Source organism: Pseudomonas sp. S3E12 (assembly GCF_001702295.1).
GTDB lineage: Bacteria > Pseudomonadota > Gammaproteobacteria > Pseudomonadales > Pseudomonadaceae > Aquipseudomonas > Aquipseudomonas marginalis.
This window is the reverse complement of the sequence record NZ_MBDT01000003.1, coordinates 330115-346774: the sequence shown is the minus strand read 5'-3', so window position 1 is coordinate 346774 and position 16660 is coordinate 330115. Positions and strand designations below refer to the sequence as shown.

Genomic DNA, 16660 nt, shown 5'->3' with positions numbered 1-16660 from the left:
ATTTCTTCAACAACTTCAACCACTTGCGCTTGCGATCTCTCGTTAGCGGGAGGCGAATTCTACAGCGTTACACGCTGCTGTCAACACCTCTTTTCCTCCGCTTTCGACCGAGAAGATCGAATCGTTAATAGCGTCAAACAACACGACCCTACCAACTTCTTCTGGGCTTCGATGAACTGAAGCAATCCGCTGCCTTATTCTGCATAACTCGTTGTTTATCAAGGAGTTTTACGTTTCGACTGCGCCGGAAGTGGGGCGAATTATAGACAGATACAATTCGCCGTCAACACTTAATTTCAGGTTTATTCGGATTTGAGCGTAATACGCGCAAATGCCTTCTTCCCCGCCTGACAAACGTGGGTAGCACCCAGTTCGTATATAAAGGTGCGATCCACCACCTCACCATCTATACGCACACCGCCAGACCCCAGAAGGTCACGCGCGACCGCCGAGTTCTTCACCAGACCAGCCTTATTAAGGACTGCCGCAATCGGCATGGCCTCAGTAGCCGTCAATTCAATCTCAGGTAGATCATCCGGCAGCTCGCCGTCTCTCATGCGGTTACCAGCCGCACGGTGAGCACTGGCCGCAGCCTCTTCACCATGGAAGCGCGCAACGATCTCTTCCGCCAGCTTGATCTTCACGTCACGCGGATTGGCACCCGCCTCTACATCCGCACGCAGCGCATCGATCTCATCCATCGAGCGGAAGCTCAACAGTTCGAAGTAGCGCCACATCAAGGCATCCGGGATAGAAACCAGCTTGCCGTACATCACACCCGGAGCTTCCTGGATGCCGACATAGTTGCCCAGGGACTTGGACATTTTCTTGACGCCATCCAATCCTTCCAACAACGGCATGGTCAGGATGCACTGAGCTTCCTGACCATAAGCACGCTGCAACTCACGCCCCATCAGCAGGTTGAATTTCTGGTCGGTACCACCCAACTCAACATCCGCGCGCAGCGCTACCGAGTCATAACCCTGAACCAGCGGATACAGGAACTCATGAATCGCGATCGGCTGATTGGTTGAATAGCGCTTATCGAAGTCATCACGCTCAAGCATGCGCGCCACGGTGTATTGGGAAGTAAGGCGAATGAAGTCCGCCGGCCCCATCTGATCCATCCAGGTAGAGTTAAACGCCACCTCGGTCTTGGCCGGATCAAGAATCTTGAATACCTGGGTCTTATAGGTCTCGGCATTATCGAGAACCTGCTCACGGGTCAGCGGCGGGCGCGTCGCACTTTTACCGCTCGGATCGCCGATCATCCCGGTGAAATCACCTATAAGGAAGATCACCTGATGCCCCAACTCCTGGAACTGACGCAGCTTATTAATAAGCACGGTATGACCCAGGTGCAGGTCCGGCGCCGTTGGATCGAAGCCAGCCTTAATACGCAGGGGTTGGCCACGCTTGAGCTTTTCGATCAGCTCGGCCTCGACCAACAGTTCTTCCGCACCACGTTTTATCAGCGCTAGCTGCTCTTCAACCGACTTCATAACAGACCCGCAAGGCTCAGATTCAAAAGGGAACCAACCATACAAGATCAGGGACTAATTACAAGTTTTGCCCTGCGCACGGACACCGTTCAGCAAGCCCAGCGTTCGCGAGCTTGCGCCACAGATGATTTGATTATATTTTATACAGTTATTTCATCTTCATCATGTCATTCATCTTTTCCATTTCATCTTCAAAGTCAAATTACCTATGACCACTGAACCGTCTAAAGCGCCGCCGCTTTACCCGAAGACCCACCTGCTCGCAGCAAGTGGTATCGCCGCCCTTCTCAGCCTGGCACTCCTGGTATTCCCTTCCAGTGACGTAGAAGCCAAACGAACATCTCTGAGCCTTGACTTGGAGAGTCCAGTTGAACAACTGACACAAGATCAAGACGCTTCCGACGCCCAACAAGCCACAAATGCTCCCACTGAATCGCCGTTTGCCCAGATCGAAAACACGCCGGAAGATACCCAGCAAGCCGTTCAAGAACAGAAAAAGCCCGTAGTAGACGCTGCCAAGAACCCTCAACACCGCGAAGTGATCGTGGCGAAAGGCGATACGCTTTCGACCTTGTTCGAGAAGGTAGGCCTTCCCGCAGCCACCGTTAACGATGTACTGGCCAGCGATAAACAAGCCAAGCAATTCACCCAGCTCAAACACGGCCAGAAACTGGAATTCGAACTGACACCAGACGGTCAGCTGAACAACCTGCACACCAGCGTCAGTGACCTCGAGAGCATCTCCCTGACCAAGGGCGCCAAAGGCTTTGCCTTCAACCGCATCACCACCAAGCCAGTCATGCGCTCTGCCTACGTGCACGGCGTGATCAACAGCTCACTGTCGCAATCTGCCGCACGCGCCGGCTTGTCCCATAGCATGACCATGGACATGGCCAGCGTGTTTGGCTACGACATCGACTTCGCCCAGGACATCCGCCAGGGTGATGAATTCGACGTGATCTACGAGCAGAAAGTCGCCAACGGCAAAGTGGTCGGCACCGGCAACATTCTCTCCGCACGCTTCACCAACCGTGGCAAGACCTACACCGCCGTGCGTTACACCAACAAGCAAGGCAACAGCAGCTACTACACCGCCGACGGCAACAGCATGCGCAAGGCCTTTATCCGCACCCCGGTGGATTTCGCTCGTATTAGCTCGCGTTTCTCCATGGGTCGCAAGCATCCAATTCTGAACAAAATCCGCGCCCACAAAGGCGTCGACTATGCCGCACCACGCGGTACGCCTATCAAGGCGGCCGGCGATGGCAAAGTTCTGCTCGCAGGGCGCCGCGGTGGCTACGGCAACACGGTGATCATCCAGCACGGCAACACCTACCGCACCCTGTATGGCCATATGCAAGGTTTCGCCAAGGGTGTGAAAACCGGCGGCAACGTGAAGCAAGGCCAAGTAATCGGTTACATCGGCACCACTGGCCTGTCCACCGGCCCGCACTTGCACTATGAGTTCCAGGTCAATGGTGTGCACGTTGACCCATTGGGCCAGAAACTGCCGATGGCCGACCCGATCGCCAAGGCCGAGCGCACACGCTTTATGCAACAAAGCCAGCCGTTGATGGCGCGCATGGACCAGGAGCGCTCCACCCTGCTTGCTTCGGCGAAGCGTTAAGGTATGCCGTTCTATATAGGTGTAATGTCCGGGACCAGCCTCGATGGCCTGGACATCGCTCTGATCGAACAAGATTCGGCGGTCAATCTGATCGCCACCCACTACACACCGATGCCGGACACCCTGCGCGCAGAGCTGTTAAGCCTGTGCGCCAGCGGCCCGGATGAGATTGCCCGCTCAGCGATAGCCCAGCAGCACTGGGTCACACTCGCCGCCCACGGCATTCACACATTGCTCGATCAGTACAACCTCAAGCCTCAAGACATACGTGCGATCGGCAGCCATGGCCAGACCATCCGTCATGAACCCGCCCGAGGCTTTACCGTGCAGATCGGCAACCCGGCATTGCTTGCGGAGCTGACGGGCATCAGCGTAGTCAGCGACTTCCGCAGCCGCGACGTTGCCGCTGGCGGCCAGGGCGCGCCTCTGGTGCCCGCCTTTCATGAGGCGTTGTTTGGCGAAAGCACCGGCAACCGTGCAGTATTGAATATTGGGGGCTTCAGCAATCTCAGCCTGATCGAAACCGGCAAGCCCGTAGCCGGCTTCGACTGCGGCCCAGGCAATGTGCTGCTGGACGCCTGGATTCAACAGCAGCGCGGCGAACACTTTGACCGTGATGGGCAGTGGGCGGGTAGTGGCAAGGTCGAGCCTCAACTACTCACAGCCCTACTCAGCGATCCATTCTTCCTGACCAAAGGCCCGAAAAGCACCGGCCGTGAAGTGTTCAACCTCGAGTGGCTGCACCGGCATCTTGGCCGTCTGCCCGCCTTTGAACCCCAGGACGTACAGGCCAGCCTGCTGGAACTGACCGTCCTGACCATCGTCGAGGCCCTGCAAACCGCGCAGCCCGAGACAGAAACGTTACTCGTCTGTGGCGGCGGCGCCCATAACACCACAATGATGAATCGTCTGGCCGCGTTGTTGCCATCCACTCAAGTCAGCAGCACCGCCACCCACGGCGTAGACCCGGACTGGGTCGAAGCCATGGCCTTCGCCTGGCTGGCTCACTGCTGCCTGGAAGGCATTGCCGCCAACCGGCCCAATGTCACCGGCGCACGCGGGCTGAGGGTACTTGGCGCGATCTACCCCGCCTGACGAACACCTCGCCAGAATCGCAGACAGCAAAACGCCGCTTGGCCGATCAAAGCCAAGCGGCGTTTTTATTCGTTGTAGATCAGACTGTCGATCAGATCGAGAACGAAGAGCCGCAACCACAGGTGGTGGTCGCGTTAGGGTTCTTGATCACGAAACGCGAACCCTCCAGACCCTCCTGGTAATCCACCTCGGCGCCTGCCAAGTATTGGAAACTCATCGGGTCCACGACCAGGCTCACGCCCTCGCGCTCAACAATGGTGTCATCGTCCGCCACATCTTCATCGAAGGTGAAACCGTACTGAAACCCTGAACAACCGCCGCCCGTAACGAATACGCGCAGCTTCAAGCGATCATTACCCTCTTCATCGACCAGGCTCTTCACCTTGTGCGCAGCACCGTGGGTAAATTGCAAAGCCGTGGGGGTGAAGGATTCAACGCTCATGCTGATAATCTCCCGGCGTAGCGCCGCCATATGCGTAATGGCAGGCATTATCCGCTTCTCCTAGAAAAGCGGTCAACTATTGTTACGGTATATCAATCTGCATCGCCGCCATTAGAAACACAAAAGGCCCGATCAACGGGCCTTTTGCACACTTTGCCAATCGTCTTAAGGCAGCATGCCGGCGTGGGACAGACCCAGCTTTTCATCCAGGCCAAACAGGATGTTCATGTTCTGCACCGCCTGGCCCGACGCACCCTTGACGAGGTTATCGATCACCGACAACACCACCACCAGGTCACCATCCTGCGGACGATGCACTGCAATCCGGCACACGTTGGCGCCTCGCACGCTGCGGGTTTCCGGATGGCTGCCAGCAGGCATTACATCGACGAACGGCTCGTTGGCATAACGCTTTTCAAACAACGCCTGCAGGTCTACCGAACGATCGACCACGGTGGCGTACAACGTGGAATGAATGCCACGAATCATCGGCGTCAGGTGTGGCACAAAGGTCAGGCCTACGTCTTGGCCGGCAGCGCGCCGCAGCCCCTGACGAATCTCCGGCAGATGGCGATGCCCTTTTACTGCGTAAGCCTTCATGCTTTCCGAAGTCTCGGAGTACAGGGAACCTACCGCTGCTCCACGACCGGCGCCGCTGACACCCGACTTACAGTCTGCGATCAGGCGCGAAGCATCCGCCAGCCCGGCCTCGAGCAACGGCAGAAAGCCCAGTTGCGTCGCCGTCGGATAGCAACCCGGCACGGCGATCAGGCGCGCCTGCTTGATCTGCTCACGATTGACTTCCGGCAGGCCGTACACGGCCTCCTCCAACAGTTCCGGTGCACCGTGAGGCTGGCCGTACCACTTGGCCCATTCGTCGGCGTCTTGCAGGCGGAAGTCCGCCGACAGGTCGATGACCTTGGTGCCAGCGGCCAGCAGTTCGCCAGCCAACGCATGGGCAACGCCATGGGGAGTGGCAAAGAACACCACATCGCAGGCGCCAAGGGTGTTGATGTCCGGAACGCTGAACGCCAGGCCATCGTAGTGGCCTCGCAGGTTCGGGTACATATCGGCCACGGCCAGGCCGGCCTCGGATCGAGAGGTAATGACCACTACCTCAGCTTGCGGATGCTGAGCCAACAGACGCAGCAATTCGACACCGGTGTAACCCGTGCCGCCGACGATACCGACCTTGACCATAAACCTGCCCTCAACGAACCCACTGGAAAGCCGTCGATAATAGGGGCCGTATCGTCCTGCGACAACCGTCAACGTGACGTATGGGCGCATGAGCCACTACTATCTGCGCTACCGTGAACCTGGGAATAACTAAAAATGCTTTATCTATGGGTCAAAGCCTTCCATATCGTCAGCATCGTCTGCTGGTTTGCCGGGCTGTTCTACCTGCCGCGCCTGTTCGTCTACCACGCTCAAAGCGAGGACGCTGTCAGCAAGGAACGCTTCAGCGTGATGGAGCGCAAGCTCTACCGCGGCATCATGGGCCCAGCGATGCTGGCCAGCCTGGTGTTCGGTATCTGGCTGATAGCCCTTAACCCCGGCATCTTTCAATCGGGCGCCTGGATCCACGCCAAGTTGACCCTGGTAGTGTTCCTGATTGGCTACCACCATATGTGCGGCGCGCAGGTAAAACGTTTCGCCCGTGGCGAAAACACCCGCAGCCATGTCTTTTATCGCTGGTTCAATGAAGTCCCGGTTCTGATATTGCTGGCTATCGTAATTTTGGTCGTGGTCAAACCGTTCTAACTTCATTACTCGGGGTACCTCCAATGTCGCTGCCCGCTCTGCTTGAACAACGTCTGCACCTGCCCGTGGTGGTGGCGCCGATGTTCCTGATTTCCAATCCGCAATTGGTGCTGGCCTGCTGCCGCAACGGCGTGGTCGGCAGTTTCCCGGCGCTCAACCAGCGCGAGAGCAGTGGCTTCAAGGCCTGGCTGGAGGAAATCGAAGCGGGCCTGGCGCATCTGGACAATCCTGCGCCCTACGCCGTCAACCTGATCGTGCACAACAGCAACCCTCGCCTTGAGGCTGACCTGGCGATCTGCGTCGAGCACAAGGTGCCGATCGTGATTACCAGCCTGGGCGCAGTGAAAGAAGTGGTAGATGCGGTGCACAGCTATGGCGGCCTGGTGTTTCACGATGTCACTACCCGGCGCCATGCCGAAAAAGCCGCTGAAGCCGGTGTCGACGGCCTGATCGCCGTGGCCGCAGGCGCCGGTGGCCATGCCGGTACCTGGAGCCCGTTTTCGCTGATCGCAGAGATTCGCCAATTCTTCGACAAAACCCTGCTGCTGGCCGGTTGCCTTAACCACGGCCATGAGATACTCGCCGCCCAGTTGCTGGGGGCAGACCTGGCGTATTTCGGCACACGGTTTATCGGTACCACTGAAAGCCACGCCCCTGATGCGTATAAAGAGATGCTGCTCACATCACGCGCCGCCGACATCGTGCACACTCCCGCTGTCTCCGGGGTGCCCGCAAGCTTTATGCGCCAGAGCCTGGAAAATGCCGGTTTCGACCTCGCTGCCCTGCAGGGCAAAGGCGAAGTAAACTTCGGCTCCAAGCTCAAGCCGCTGAGCGACGAAGCCAAGGCCTGGAAGACCGTGTGGTCCGCCGGCCAAGGTGTCGGTGAGATTAATGATTTACCCGGCGTCGATGAACTCGTTGCCCGCCTGGATGCCGAATACCGCAAGGCGCGCGAGCAGGCCACACAGTTGCGCTGGCCACGCTGACCCAACCGCAAGGCCTGCCGATCGAGCAGGCCTGCACTACCCCACTGATTCAGTGACAAGGATGCCCGCATGAGCGACAACCGTTTCAAGATTGTGTTTGATGGGGCCCTGCTCCCGGGTGTCGAAAGCACCACAGCCAAGCTGAACCTGGCTGAACTGTTCAAGAGCACGGTCGAGGACATCGAGAAACTCTTCACCGGCCGCGTTGTTGCCCTGAAACGCGACCTGTCCCGCCCCGACGCCGAAACCTACCTCACCGCGCTGAAAAACGCCGGGGTGGACGCGCGTATCGAGGCCGAACAGCCCGTAGCCTTCAGCCTTGCCGAAACCCACGAAACAGATTCCGGCGCAGCGGACTTCTCCCGTCCTGCGGCTTCGCCGTACGCACCACCGCGTGCCGCCGTAGGTGAAAGCCTGCCGGAATACGCCACCCTCAAGGTCTTCACCATCAATGGCCGTATTGGTCGTCTGCGGTACCTGGCATGGACGCTGGTACTGACCGTCGCCATGCTCGTCGCAGCCGGCATCCTCAGTACTGTGGGCTTTGCCATCGCGACCGCGTCACCGACCATAGCCATTATCCTCGGCTCGCTGCTGGGCTTCGCGCTGTTCGTCGCGGTTGTGGTCGTGAGCGTGCAGATCGGCGTGCAGCGCCTGCACGATCTGGGCTGGTCCGGCTGGTTGTACCTGCTGAACTTGGTACCGCTGGTGAACAGTATTTTCCCCCTGCTGCTGTTGGTCATGCCAGGTAACACCGGCGCCAACCAGTACGGCGCGCCGCCACCGCGCAACTCCACCGCGGTGAAGGTCCTGGCCTCACTGTGGCTGGCATTCATCCCGCTGATGCTCATCATCGTGGTGTCGCTGGGCATGAACGGCTACCTGGATCAACTCGAAACCAACGTGGACAGCAGCTACGAAAGCAGCTCCATCACCTCCGATGAAGACGCCGACCAAAGCGTGATCGTCGATGAGGAAGACGCGCAAAGTGCTGACGACGCAGCCGAACCTGTAGACTCTCCAGAACAGTAAAGAAACGCGCCGCGCCTGTGATGCCTCCATCCCAGGCGCGGCGCGTTGCGATGGAGAAAGGCATGACCCGTTACGCTCTGATCACCGGTGCTTCCAGCGGCATCGGCCTGGCTTTGGCCGAAGCCCTGGCCCGTCGCGGCCGCAGCTTGATTCTGGTGGCCCGCCAGCGTGATCAGTTGGAAAGCATTGCAATCGAATTGACCCAACGCTTCGGCGTCGAGGTGCTGTTTCGGGCATGCGACCTGGGCGAGCCATTGCGCTTGTCCGGGTTCCTGCTGGAGCTGGAAGAAGGCGAGCGGCAGATCGATTTGCTGGTGAACTGCGCCGGCATTGGCACCAGCGGGCCATTCCTGGCCCAGGACTGGATGACCGAACAAGACCTCATCGAAGTCAACATCCTTGCCCTCACCCGCATGTGTCACGCCTTGGGCAATACCATGGCGCTGCACGGTGGCGGGCAGATTCTCAACGTTGCCTCGGTCGCCGCGTTCCAACCCGGCCCGTGGATGAGCAGCTACTACGCCAGCAAGGCCTATGTGCTGCATTTCTCCGAAGGCTTGCGCGAAGAACTCAAGACCTGCGGCATCAAGGTCTCGGTGCTTTGCCCCGGTCCTACGCGCACCGCCTTCTTCGGTACGGCGCAGATGGACACCGCCAGACTCGAACGCAGCGAACAATTGATGAGTCCGGAAGAAGTGGCGCTCTATACCGTGCGCGCACTGGAAAAGAACAAAGCCATCATCATTCCTGGACGACGTAATCGCTGGCTGGCCTTCAGCCCGCGTTTCAGCCCGCGCTGGCTGACTCGCAAGATCGCCGGTGCGATCAACAAGGCCTATTGCCCGCGCTGATCGCCTGGGTACACTCACCTTGCACTTTCATAATGGAGAAACAGCTGTGGATACTCTGTTCACCAAGATCATCAACAGAGAAATACCCGCGAAGATTATCTACGAGGATGATCAAGTCCTCGCCTTTCACGATATTGCCCCACAGGCGCCGGTACATTTTCTGGTTATCCCGAAGAAACCTATCCGTACATTGAATGACTTGACCGAAGAGGATAAGGCCCTGGCCGGCCATATTCTGTTCACCGCCCAGCGCTTGGCGGTGGAGCAAGGCTGCGAGAAAGGTTTCCGTGTAGTGATGAACTGCAACGAAGACGGCGGGCAGACCGTTTACCACATCCATATGCATGTGCTGGGCCAGCGCCAGATGAACTGGCCGCCGGGCTGAAATAGCCCGCTACAAGGGGCGCAGCCCAAGGCTGCGACTCCATGCCCTTGACTCAGGGCAAACGCGCTCCTCTCTCTTGCGGTAAACTGGCCGCCGAGATTCTTCCCGGAGGTCAGCATGACTACCCAACGTCACTACTCGCCCATTGACCGTCTGTTGCTGCAAGCCGACATGGCCATGCGCACACTGCTGCCCTTCAGCGGCCAACCGTACCGCCCGTCGCCCGCCATCGTGCAGCCTGACGCGCAGATGAGCGAGACCGAGACCCGCCATGTCGCAGGCCTGATGCGTATCAACCATACCGGTGAGGTCTGTGCCCAGGCGCTGTACCAGGGCCAGGCCCTGACCGCCAAGCTGCCGCAGGTGCGCGCAGCCATGGAGCATGCGGCCGAGGAAGAAATTGATCACCTGGCCTGGTGCGAGCAACGTATTCGCCAGTTGGGGAGCCATCCCAGCGTGCTCAACCCGCTGTTCTACGGTTTGTCATTCGGCATCGGCGCGGCTGCCGGCCTGATCAGCGACAAGGTCAGCCTCGGCTTTGTCGCCGCGACGGAACATCAAGTGTGCAAGCACCTGGATGAACATCTGGAGCAACTGCCGGCCGATGACGAAAAGTCCCGGGCGATTCTTGAGCAGATGCGTATCGATGAGGAGCACCACGCCGAAAGTGCATTGGATGCCGGCGGTTTCCGCTTCCCGGCGCCAGTGCGATTCGGCATGAGCCTGCTGGCCAAGGTCATGACCAAAAGCACCTACCGCATCTGACTAAACCTGCGGCTGCAAAAAAGGGCGCTCTCGAAGCGCCCTTTTCTTTTGCCTATTGGCGATCAACCCAATTCGATGATCTCGTAATCATGGGTGATGGCCACACCGGCCGCGCCGAGCATGATCGACGCCGAGCAATACTTCTCCGCCGACAGCTCGATGGCGCGCTTGACCTGGGCTTCTTTCAACGCCCGGCCCTTCACCACGAAATGCATGTGGATCTTGGTGAACACCTTGGGATCTTCAGTGGCGCGCTCGGCTTCCAGGAAGGCTTCGCAGCTTTCCACGGCCTGGCGGGATTTTTTCAGGATGCTGACCACGTCGAAATTGCTGCAACCGCCCACACCAAGCAGGAGCATTTCCATCGGGCGTACGCCCAGGTTACGGCCACCGGCTTCGGGCGGGCCATCCATGACCACAACATGGCCACTGCCCGACTCACCGAGGAACATGGCTTCGCCCGCCCATTGGATGCGTGCCTTCATCGCCCAGACTCCACTGCTAAAAAAGGGTCGCCAGCTTAGCACAGGGCCCGGGCGCAACCGCGCTTCCCATCAAAGCGATCAATAACGGCGCCGACTCGGAAAATTCGCTAATCGAGTCAGAATGTGTCTGTTAAGCTGGCGCCAAAGGAGTGGCGTATTGCCACCCTTTATACAACGTGTATCAATGCCGATACCGCTGAGTACAACAACTCCAACCACCTCGCGCTGCCTTTCGGGATACAACCATGGTTGCTCTTACGCCCATACCCAAGATCAAGAATCTCGACAAGTTGCTGATGCACTGCCAGCGCCGGCGCCACCCCGCCAAGCACAACATCATCTGCGCCGGTGAGCGCTCCGAAACACTGTTTTTCATTATCAAGGGCTCAGTCACCATCCTGATCGAGGATGAAGACGGCCGTGAAATGATCATTGCCTACCTGAACACCGGGGATTTTTTCGGCGAGCTGGGACTGTTTGAACAAGCAGGCAAGGAGCAGGAGCGCAGCGCCTGGGTGCGGACCAAGGTCGAGTGCGAAGTGGCCGAAATCAGTTACGCAAAGTTTCGCGAACTCGCCCAGCAGGACCCCGATATTCTCTACGCCCTCAGCGGTCAGATCGCCCAGCGCCTGCGAGACACTACGCGCAAGGTCGGCGACCTGGCGTTCTTCGATGTCACCGGTCGCGTGGCCCGCTGCCTGCTGGAGCTGTGCAAGCAGCCCGATGCAATGACTCACCCCGACGGCATGCAGATCAAGATCACACGCCAGGAAATCGGGCGCATTGTCGGTTGTTCACGGGAAATGGTCGGCCGCGTGCTCAAGGATCTTGAAGAGCGCAACCTGGTGCACGTCAAAGGCAAGACGATGGTGGTGTTCGGTACCCGTTAAGCCGGCAGGAAGCTGGCCAGCATCTGACGGTACAAGGTGTCCAGCCGGCTGATTGCGTCCGGCGCGGGGAAGGCTTCGTGCAGGGCAATATGGCTGTCGGCGCGAACCCGTTGCTCCAGGCCGCAGGCTTGGTTGAAGCGGTTGACCGCCGCGATCAGTTCTTCACGATCGTTATCCAGCAACAACGCACCGTGCACCAACCCCACCGGGCGGCCCCCGCTTTGCCGCCAGCGCTGGGCAGTGCCGACCATTTTGCGCCCGTTGAGGTTGACGTTGTAACGACCGTCGCAAAATGCACCGTCGATTTCCCCGACGGAGGCATCGCCGCCCAACTCGATAAGTAAATCGCAGATCGGCTGGCATAGACGCTGGTAGCCGGTTTCGATGCGACCTTGATCACCCTCACTGCGCGGCGGAGCGTAGACCAAGGCGATATTGACCGTGGCGCTGGACTGCGGCACCGGTTCGCCGCCGGTTTCGCGCAAGAGCACCGGCCAACCGGCATCCGCAGACACGCGGCTGGCGACATCGAAAGCAGGCAATCGGCTCAAGCGGCGTGGCATCACCAGTGCCTGATCGCTGGGCTGCCAGAACAACAACCCAAACGCCTGCTCACCCGCGCAAACGGCGGCCAACAAGGCTTGCTCGGCGGCAAGGCCTGCTTCAACACGCATCGACACTGGCTGGATCAATGGGCACCTACCTATCTGAATAAACACAAACCCAAATGTGGGAGGGGGCCTGCTCCCGATAGCGGTGTGTCAGTCAAGGATGCTCCAACTGAATCGCCGCTATCGGGGGCAAGCCCCCTCCCACACGTTGATCGCATTTCAAATCAATCGAGAGTGGAACCACTGACCGCCACGCCACGCTCCGGGAAGAACAGACGCTGCAGTTCCGCCCCCGGGCTCTCGGCACGCATGAAGGTCTCACCCACCAGGAACGAATAAACGTCACTGATTTCCATCAGCTCCACATCGGCACGGTTGACGATGCCACTCTCGGTAATCACCAGGCGGTCGCGCGGAATACGCGGCAGCAGGTCGAGGGTGTTTTCCAGGCTGACTTCGAAGGTGTGCAGGTTACGGTTGTTGACCCCCACCAGCGGGGTGTCGAGGGTTTTCAGCGCGCGCTCCAGCTCATCGCCGTCGTGCACTTCCACCAACACATCCAGGCCAACGCTTTTGGCCACGGCCGCCAGCTCGGCCATCTTCACGTCATCCAATGCGGAGACGATCAACAACACACAGTCGGCGCCCAAGGCACGGGCTTCGACGATCTGGTACGGATCGACCATGAAATCCTTGCGGATCACCGGCAACTTGCAGGCCGCGCGGGCCTGCTGCAGGAACAGGTCGGAACCCTGGAAAAAATCGATGTCAGTGAGTACCGACAGGCAAGTCGCCCCACCCTTCTCGTAGCTGACCGCGATTTCCGCCGGTACAAAGTTTTCGCGAATCACGCCTTTGCTCGGCGATGCTTTCTTGATCTCGGCGATCACGGCCGGCTGCTTGAGCTTGGCCTGGGCAATCAGTGCCTTGGCAAATCCACGCGGTGCGTCCGCGGCTTTCGCTTGGGCTTCCAACTCGGCCAGGCTCACACGGGCACGGCGTTCGGCGACTTCTTCAGCCTTGCGGGCCAGGATTTTTTCCAGAACGGTCGGCACACTCATCCTTCATTCTCCATCTTGAATACAGCGGTGAATGCTCCCAGCTCTTCGAGCTTTTCACGAGCCAGACCGGTGTGCAGCGCATCGTGGGCCAATTCGACACCTTCCTTAAGACTATAGGCATGATCGGCTGCGTAAAGTGCCGCGCCAGCATTCAGAACAATCATTTCCGCAGCTTTTTGACCGTTCTCGGTCTTACGACGCCCCAGGGCATCGCGAATCAGCTCCAGGGACGCCGCCGGGCTTTCCACCGCCAGGCCGTGCAGGCTCTGGCTCTTCATGCCCAAGTCTTCAGGTTCGACCCAGTATTCGGTGATCTGGTCATTCTTCAGCTCCGCCACAAACGTTGGCGCCGCCAGGCTGAACTCGTCCAGGCCGTCTTTGGAATGCACCACCAGCACATGCTTGCTACCCATGCGTTGGAGTACTTCAGCCAATGGCCGGCACAGCGCCTGGCTGAACACGCCTACCACCTGGTGCTTCACACCGGCCGGATTCGTAAGCGGGCCGAGCATGTTGAACAGGGTACGCAGGCCAAGGTCCTTGCGTGGGCCGGCGGCGTGCTTCATTGCACCATGATGGGACTGGGCAAACATAAAGCCGATGCCGACGTTGTCGATGCAGCGCGCCACTTGTACCGGCGTGAGGTTCAGGTAGATGCCGGCCGCTTCCAGCAGGTCGGCACTGCCGCTCTTGCCGGACACCGCGCGGTTACCGTGCTTGGCCACGGTGCAGCCCGCCGCCGCCACCACAAAGGAAGAGGCCGTCGAGACGTTGAAGATGTTCGCACCGTCACCGCCGGTGCCGACCACGTCGACCACGCCGTCGAGGGTCTTGAGCTCGACCTTGTCCGCCAGCTCACGCATCACCGATACGGCACCGACGATCTCGTCGATGCTTTCACTCTTCATGCGCATCGCCATCATGAAGGCGCCAATCTGCGCGTCGGTGCATTGACCGGTCATGATTTCGCGCATCACATCGCTCATTTCAGCGGTGCTCAGGTCCAGATGGCCGACGATACGGCTCAGGGCAGTCTTGATATCCATGGAAAGTCCTTAGCGCGTGCCGCCGCTCTGCTTGAGAAAGTTGGCGAACAGCTCGTAACCCTGCTCGGTCAGGATCGATTCAGGGTGAAACTGCACCCCTTCGATATTCAGTGTCTTGTGACGCAGGCCCATGATCTCGTCGACGGTGCCATCTTCCAGTTGGGTCCAGGCGGTCAGCTCCAGGCATTCCGGCAGGGTTTCGCGCTTGACCACCAGCGAGTGGTAGCGAGTCACGGTCACCGGGTTGTTGAGTGCCTGGAATACGCCCAGGTCTTTATGGAATACCGGGCTGGTCTTGCCGTGCATCACCTGGCGCGCGCGCACCACATCACCGCCAAAGGCCTGGCCGATGGATTGATGGCCCAGGCAGACGCCCAGGATCGGCAGCTTGCCGGCGAAGTACTTGATGGCCTCGAGAGAGACACCCGCCTCGGTCGGCGTGCAGGGGCCCGGCGAAACAACGATGCGCTCCGGGTTCAGGGCGGCGATTTCGGCCACGGTCAGTTCGTCGTTGCGAACCACCTTGACCTCGGCGCCCAGCTCCCCCAGATACTGCACAACGTTGTAGGTAAAGGAATCGTAGTTATCAATCATCAGCAACATGGGGAAACCTCAAGAATTGGGGGTCTGTTCAGCCAGCGCTACGGCGCGGAACATCGCGCGGCGCTTGTTCAGGGTTTCTTCCCATTCGAGGGCCGGCACCGAGTCGGCGACAATCCCGCCACCGGCCTGCACGTGCAGCTCCCCGTCCTTGATCACCGCCGTGCGAATCGCAATGGCGGTGTCCATGTTGCCGTTCCAGGCGAAATACCCCACGGCGCCGCCATAGACACCGCGTTTGACCGGCTCCAGTTCGTCGATGATTTCCATCGCACGGATCTTCGGCGCCCCCGACAAAGTGCCCGCCGGCAGAATCGCCCGCAAGGCGTCCATTGCGGTCAGCCCGGCTTTTAACTCGCCGGTGACGTTGGACACGATGTGCATCACATTGGAATAGCGCTCAATGACCATCTTCTCGGTCAACTTCACCGAGCCGATTTCCGAGACACGCCCGGTGTCATTGCGGCCCAGGTCGATCAGCATCAGGTGTTCGGCGATTTCCTTGTCGTCGCTGAGCAGGTCTTCTTCGAGCGCCAGATCCGCTTCTTCGGTCGCGCCACGCGGGCGTGTGCCGGCAATCGGGCGCACGGTGATCAGGTTGTCCTCGACACGCACCAGCACTTCCGGCGAGCTGCCCACTACGTGGAAGTCGCCAAAGTTGAAGAAGTACATGTACGGCGTCGGGTTGAAGCAGCGCAGCGCCCGGTACAGGTCAATGGGCGCAGCCTTGAAATCGATGGACATGCGTTGCGACGGCACCACCTGCATGCAGTCACCGGCGAGGATGTATTCCTTGATGGTGTCGACCGCACGCTCGTAGTCATCCTGGGTAAAGCTGGAGCGGAACACCGGATCAGCCGCCGGCGGACGACTGAGGTCCAGGCCACGACGCGGGGTGATCGGCTGGCGCAGCTTTTCCAGCAGCGCTTCGAGGCTGGCCAGGCCCTGCTCGAAGGCGTCGGCCTGGGACGGGTCGGCGAGCACGATCGCATGCATCTTGCCGGCGAGGTTGTCGAACACCACCACCGCGTCGGAGACCATCAGCAGAATGTCCGGCACGCCCAGGGGGTCCGGGTTCGGGCATTTGCCCAGGCGTTTTTCCACATAGCGCACGCAGTCATAGCCGAAGTACCCCACCAGGCCGCCGTTGAAGCGCGGCAGGCCAGGGATGGTCGGCACGTTGTAGCGCGCCTTGAAGGCTTCGACGAAGGCCAGCGGGTCTTCGACGTCATGACTTTCGATCTCGACGCCATCATGGGTGATGCTCACATGATGGTCGTGCACCCGCAACACAGTGCGGCATGGCAGGCCGATGATCGAGTAACGGCCCCATTTCTCGCCGCCCTGTACCGATTCCAGCAGGTAGGAGTTGGGCTGGTCGGCCAGCTTCAGGTAGATCGACAGCGGCGTGTCGAAGTCGGCCAGGGTTTCGCAGGCCAGGGGGATACGGTTATAGCCGGCAGCGGCCAAACGCAGGAATTCTTCGCGGATCATGAGGTGCCTCGTGGCGTGAGGGTC

The 16660-nt window shown here is 59.3% G+C and carries 18 protein-coding genes; 9 read left to right on the top strand and 9 right to left on the bottom strand.

Annotated features, from left to right (window positions below; all coding sequences use genetic code 11):
- Positions 1 to 302: 302 nt before the first annotated feature.
- A complete protein-coding gene (tyrS, locus tag BB029_RS03570; protein ID WP_027605883.1) occupies positions 303 to 1502 on the bottom strand; it encodes a tyrosine--tRNA ligase in 1200 nt (399 codons plus the stop codon).
- 208 nt (positions 1503 to 1710) lie between these two features.
- Between tyrS and BB029_RS03565 the strand changes: the two genes are divergently transcribed.
- Complete coding sequence (locus BB029_RS03565; protein ID WP_065938251.1) at positions 1711 to 3129, top strand: peptidoglycan DD-metalloendopeptidase family protein; 1419 nt, start codon at positions 1711 to 1713, stop codon at positions 3127 to 3129.
- A 3-nt stretch (positions 3130 to 3132) separates the two neighbouring features.
- Complete coding sequence (locus BB029_RS03560; RefSeq protein ID WP_065938250.1) at positions 3133 to 4224, top strand: anhydro-N-acetylmuramic acid kinase; 1092 nt, start codon at positions 3133 to 3135, stop codon at positions 4222 to 4224.
- A gap of 91 nt (positions 4225 to 4315) precedes the next feature.
- On the opposite strand, the gene erpA is transcribed toward BB029_RS03560, so the two are convergent.
- Positions 4316 to 4666, bottom strand: coding sequence for an iron-sulfur cluster insertion protein ErpA (erpA, locus tag BB029_RS03555; protein ID WP_003176443.1), 351 nt, complete (start codon positions 4664 to 4666; stop codon positions 4316 to 4318).
- 165 nt (positions 4667 to 4831) lie between these two features.
- A complete protein-coding gene (gene argC / locus BB029_RS03550; protein WP_065938249.1) occupies positions 4832 to 5866 on the bottom strand; it encodes an N-acetyl-gamma-glutamyl-phosphate reductase in 1035 nt (344 codons plus the stop codon).
- Between the two features lie 135 nt (positions 5867 to 6001).
- Here argC and hemJ point away from each other — a divergent pair, with 135 nt between their 5' ends.
- The 6 genes from hemJ to coq7 all read left to right on the top strand — a co-directional run bounded on the left by hemJ (position 6002) and on the right by coq7 (position 10449).
- Positions 6002 to 6430 carry a protoporphyrinogen oxidase HemJ gene (hemJ, locus tag BB029_RS03545; RefSeq protein ID WP_015886147.1) on the top strand — a complete coding sequence of 143 codons (429 nt, stop codon included), beginning with the start codon at positions 6002 to 6004 and terminating at the stop codon, positions 6428 to 6430.
- A gap of 23 nt (positions 6431 to 6453) precedes the next feature.
- Entirely contained in the window at positions 6454 to 7416 is a 963-nt protein-coding gene (locus BB029_RS03540; RefSeq protein ID WP_065938248.1) for a nitronate monooxygenase family protein, read from the top strand.
- A 69-nt stretch (positions 7417 to 7485) separates the two neighbouring features.
- Complete coding sequence (locus BB029_RS03535; protein WP_065925369.1) at positions 7486 to 8448, top strand: DUF805 domain-containing protein; 963 nt, start codon at positions 7486 to 7488, stop codon at positions 8446 to 8448.
- Between the two features lie 62 nt (positions 8449 to 8510).
- A complete protein-coding gene (locus BB029_RS03530; RefSeq protein WP_065938247.1) occupies positions 8511 to 9299 on the top strand; it encodes an SDR family oxidoreductase in 789 nt (262 codons plus the stop codon).
- A gap of 46 nt (positions 9300 to 9345) precedes the next feature.
- Positions 9346 to 9684 carry a histidine triad nucleotide-binding protein gene (locus tag BB029_RS03525; RefSeq protein ID WP_005792015.1) on the top strand — a complete coding sequence of 113 codons (339 nt, stop codon included), beginning with the start codon at positions 9346 to 9348 and terminating at the stop codon, positions 9682 to 9684.
- 117 nt (positions 9685 to 9801) lie between these two features.
- On the top strand, positions 9802 to 10449 hold the full coding sequence (gene coq7 / locus BB029_RS03520) for a 2-polyprenyl-3-methyl-6-methoxy-1,4-benzoquinone monooxygenase (RefSeq protein WP_027605891.1): 648 nt from the start codon (positions 9802 to 9804) through the stop codon (positions 10447 to 10449).
- Between the two features lie 62 nt (positions 10450 to 10511).
- Here the strand turns inward: coq7 and BB029_RS03515 are convergent, their stop codons facing one another.
- The gene (locus BB029_RS03515) at positions 10512 to 10934 is read right to left on the bottom strand and encodes an OsmC family protein (protein ID WP_005792019.1); all 423 of its coding nucleotides are present in this window, start codon (positions 10932 to 10934) and stop codon (positions 10512 to 10514) included.
- Between the two features lie 245 nt (positions 10935 to 11179).
- Here BB029_RS03515 and crp point away from each other — a divergent pair, with 245 nt between their 5' ends.
- The gene (crp, locus tag BB029_RS03510) at positions 11180 to 11824 is read left to right on the top strand and encodes a cAMP-activated global transcriptional regulator CRP (protein WP_027605892.1); all 645 of its coding nucleotides are present in this window, start codon (positions 11180 to 11182) and stop codon (positions 11822 to 11824) included.
- Here crp and BB029_RS03505 read toward each other — a convergent pair.
- The 5 genes from BB029_RS03505 to trpE all read right to left on the bottom strand — a co-directional run bounded on the left by BB029_RS03505 (position 11821) and on the right by trpE (position 16636).
- Positions 11821 to 12516, bottom strand: a complete 696-nt coding sequence (locus BB029_RS03505; RefSeq protein ID WP_065938246.1) for a lipoate--protein ligase family protein — start codon at positions 12514 to 12516, stop codon at positions 11821 to 11823. The genes crp and BB029_RS03505 overlap by 4 nt on opposite strands.
- A gap of 143 nt (positions 12517 to 12659) precedes the next feature.
- Entirely contained in the window at positions 12660 to 13496 is an 837-nt protein-coding gene (gene trpC / locus BB029_RS03500; RefSeq protein ID WP_065938245.1) for an indole-3-glycerol phosphate synthase TrpC, read from the bottom strand.
- On the bottom strand, positions 13493 to 14542 hold the full coding sequence (trpD, locus tag BB029_RS03495; RefSeq protein WP_065938244.1) for an anthranilate phosphoribosyltransferase: 1050 nt from the start codon (positions 14540 to 14542) through the stop codon (positions 13493 to 13495). Before trpD ends, trpC begins: the two co-directional genes overlap by 4 nt.
- A 9-nt stretch (positions 14543 to 14551) precedes the next feature.
- Positions 14552 to 15145: an aminodeoxychorismate/anthranilate synthase component II gene (locus tag BB029_RS03490; RefSeq protein ID WP_065938243.1), complete on the bottom strand. Its 594-nt coding sequence runs from the start codon at positions 15143 to 15145 to the stop codon at positions 14552 to 14554.
- A 9-nt stretch (positions 15146 to 15154) separates the two neighbouring features.
- On the bottom strand, positions 15155 to 16636 hold the full coding sequence (trpE, locus tag BB029_RS03485) for an anthranilate synthase component I (protein ID WP_065938242.1): 1482 nt from the start codon (positions 16634 to 16636) through the stop codon (positions 15155 to 15157).
- Positions 16637 to 16660 lie beyond the last annotated feature (24 nt).

Coding starts and splice junctions, on each gene's coding strand:
- BB029_RS03540 (WP_065938248.1), top strand. CDS start 6,454: ATGTCGCTGCCCGCTCTGCTTGAACAACGTCTGCACCTGCCCGTGGTG.
- argC (WP_065938249.1), bottom strand. CDS start 5,866: ATGGTCAAGGTCGGTATCGTCGGCGGCACGGGTTACACCGGTGTCGAA.
- trpC (WP_065938245.1), bottom strand. CDS start 13,496: ATGAGTGTGCCGACCGTTCTGGAAAAAATCCTGGCCCGCAAGGCTGAA.
- BB029_RS03530 (WP_065938247.1), top strand. CDS start 8,511: ATGACCCGTTACGCTCTGATCACCGGTGCTTCCAGCGGCATCGGCCTG.
- tyrS (WP_027605883.1), bottom strand. CDS start 1,502: ATGAAGTCGGTTGAAGAGCAGCTAGCGCTGATAAAACGTGGTGCGGAA.
- trpE (WP_065938242.1), bottom strand. CDS start 16,636: ATGATCCGCGAAGAATTCCTGCGTTTGGCCGCTGCCGGCTATAACCGT.
- BB029_RS03560 (WP_065938250.1), top strand. CDS start 3,133: ATGCCGTTCTATATAGGTGTAATGTCCGGGACCAGCCTCGATGGCCTG.
- BB029_RS03515 (WP_005792019.1), bottom strand. CDS start 10,934: ATGAAGGCACGCATCCAATGGGCGGGCGAAGCCATGTTCCTCGGTGAG.
- coq7 (WP_027605891.1), top strand. CDS start 9,802: ATGACTACCCAACGTCACTACTCGCCCATTGACCGTCTGTTGCTGCAA.
- BB029_RS03535 (WP_065925369.1), top strand. CDS start 7,486: ATGAGCGACAACCGTTTCAAGATTGTGTTTGATGGGGCCCTGCTCCCG.
- trpD (WP_065938244.1), bottom strand. CDS start 14,542: ATGGATATCAAGACTGCCCTGAGCCGTATCGTCGGCCATCTGGACCTG.
- hemJ (WP_015886147.1), top strand. CDS start 6,002: ATGCTTTATCTATGGGTCAAAGCCTTCCATATCGTCAGCATCGTCTGC.
- BB029_RS03565 (WP_065938251.1), top strand. CDS start 1,711: ATGACCACTGAACCGTCTAAAGCGCCGCCGCTTTACCCGAAGACCCAC.
- erpA (WP_003176443.1), bottom strand. CDS start 4,666: ATGAGCGTTGAATCCTTCACCCCCACGGCTTTGCAATTTACCCACGGT.
- crp (WP_027605892.1), top strand. CDS start 11,180: ATGGTTGCTCTTACGCCCATACCCAAGATCAAGAATCTCGACAAGTTG.
- BB029_RS03490 (WP_065938243.1), bottom strand. CDS start 15,145: ATGTTGCTGATGATTGATAACTACGATTCCTTTACCTACAACGTTGTG.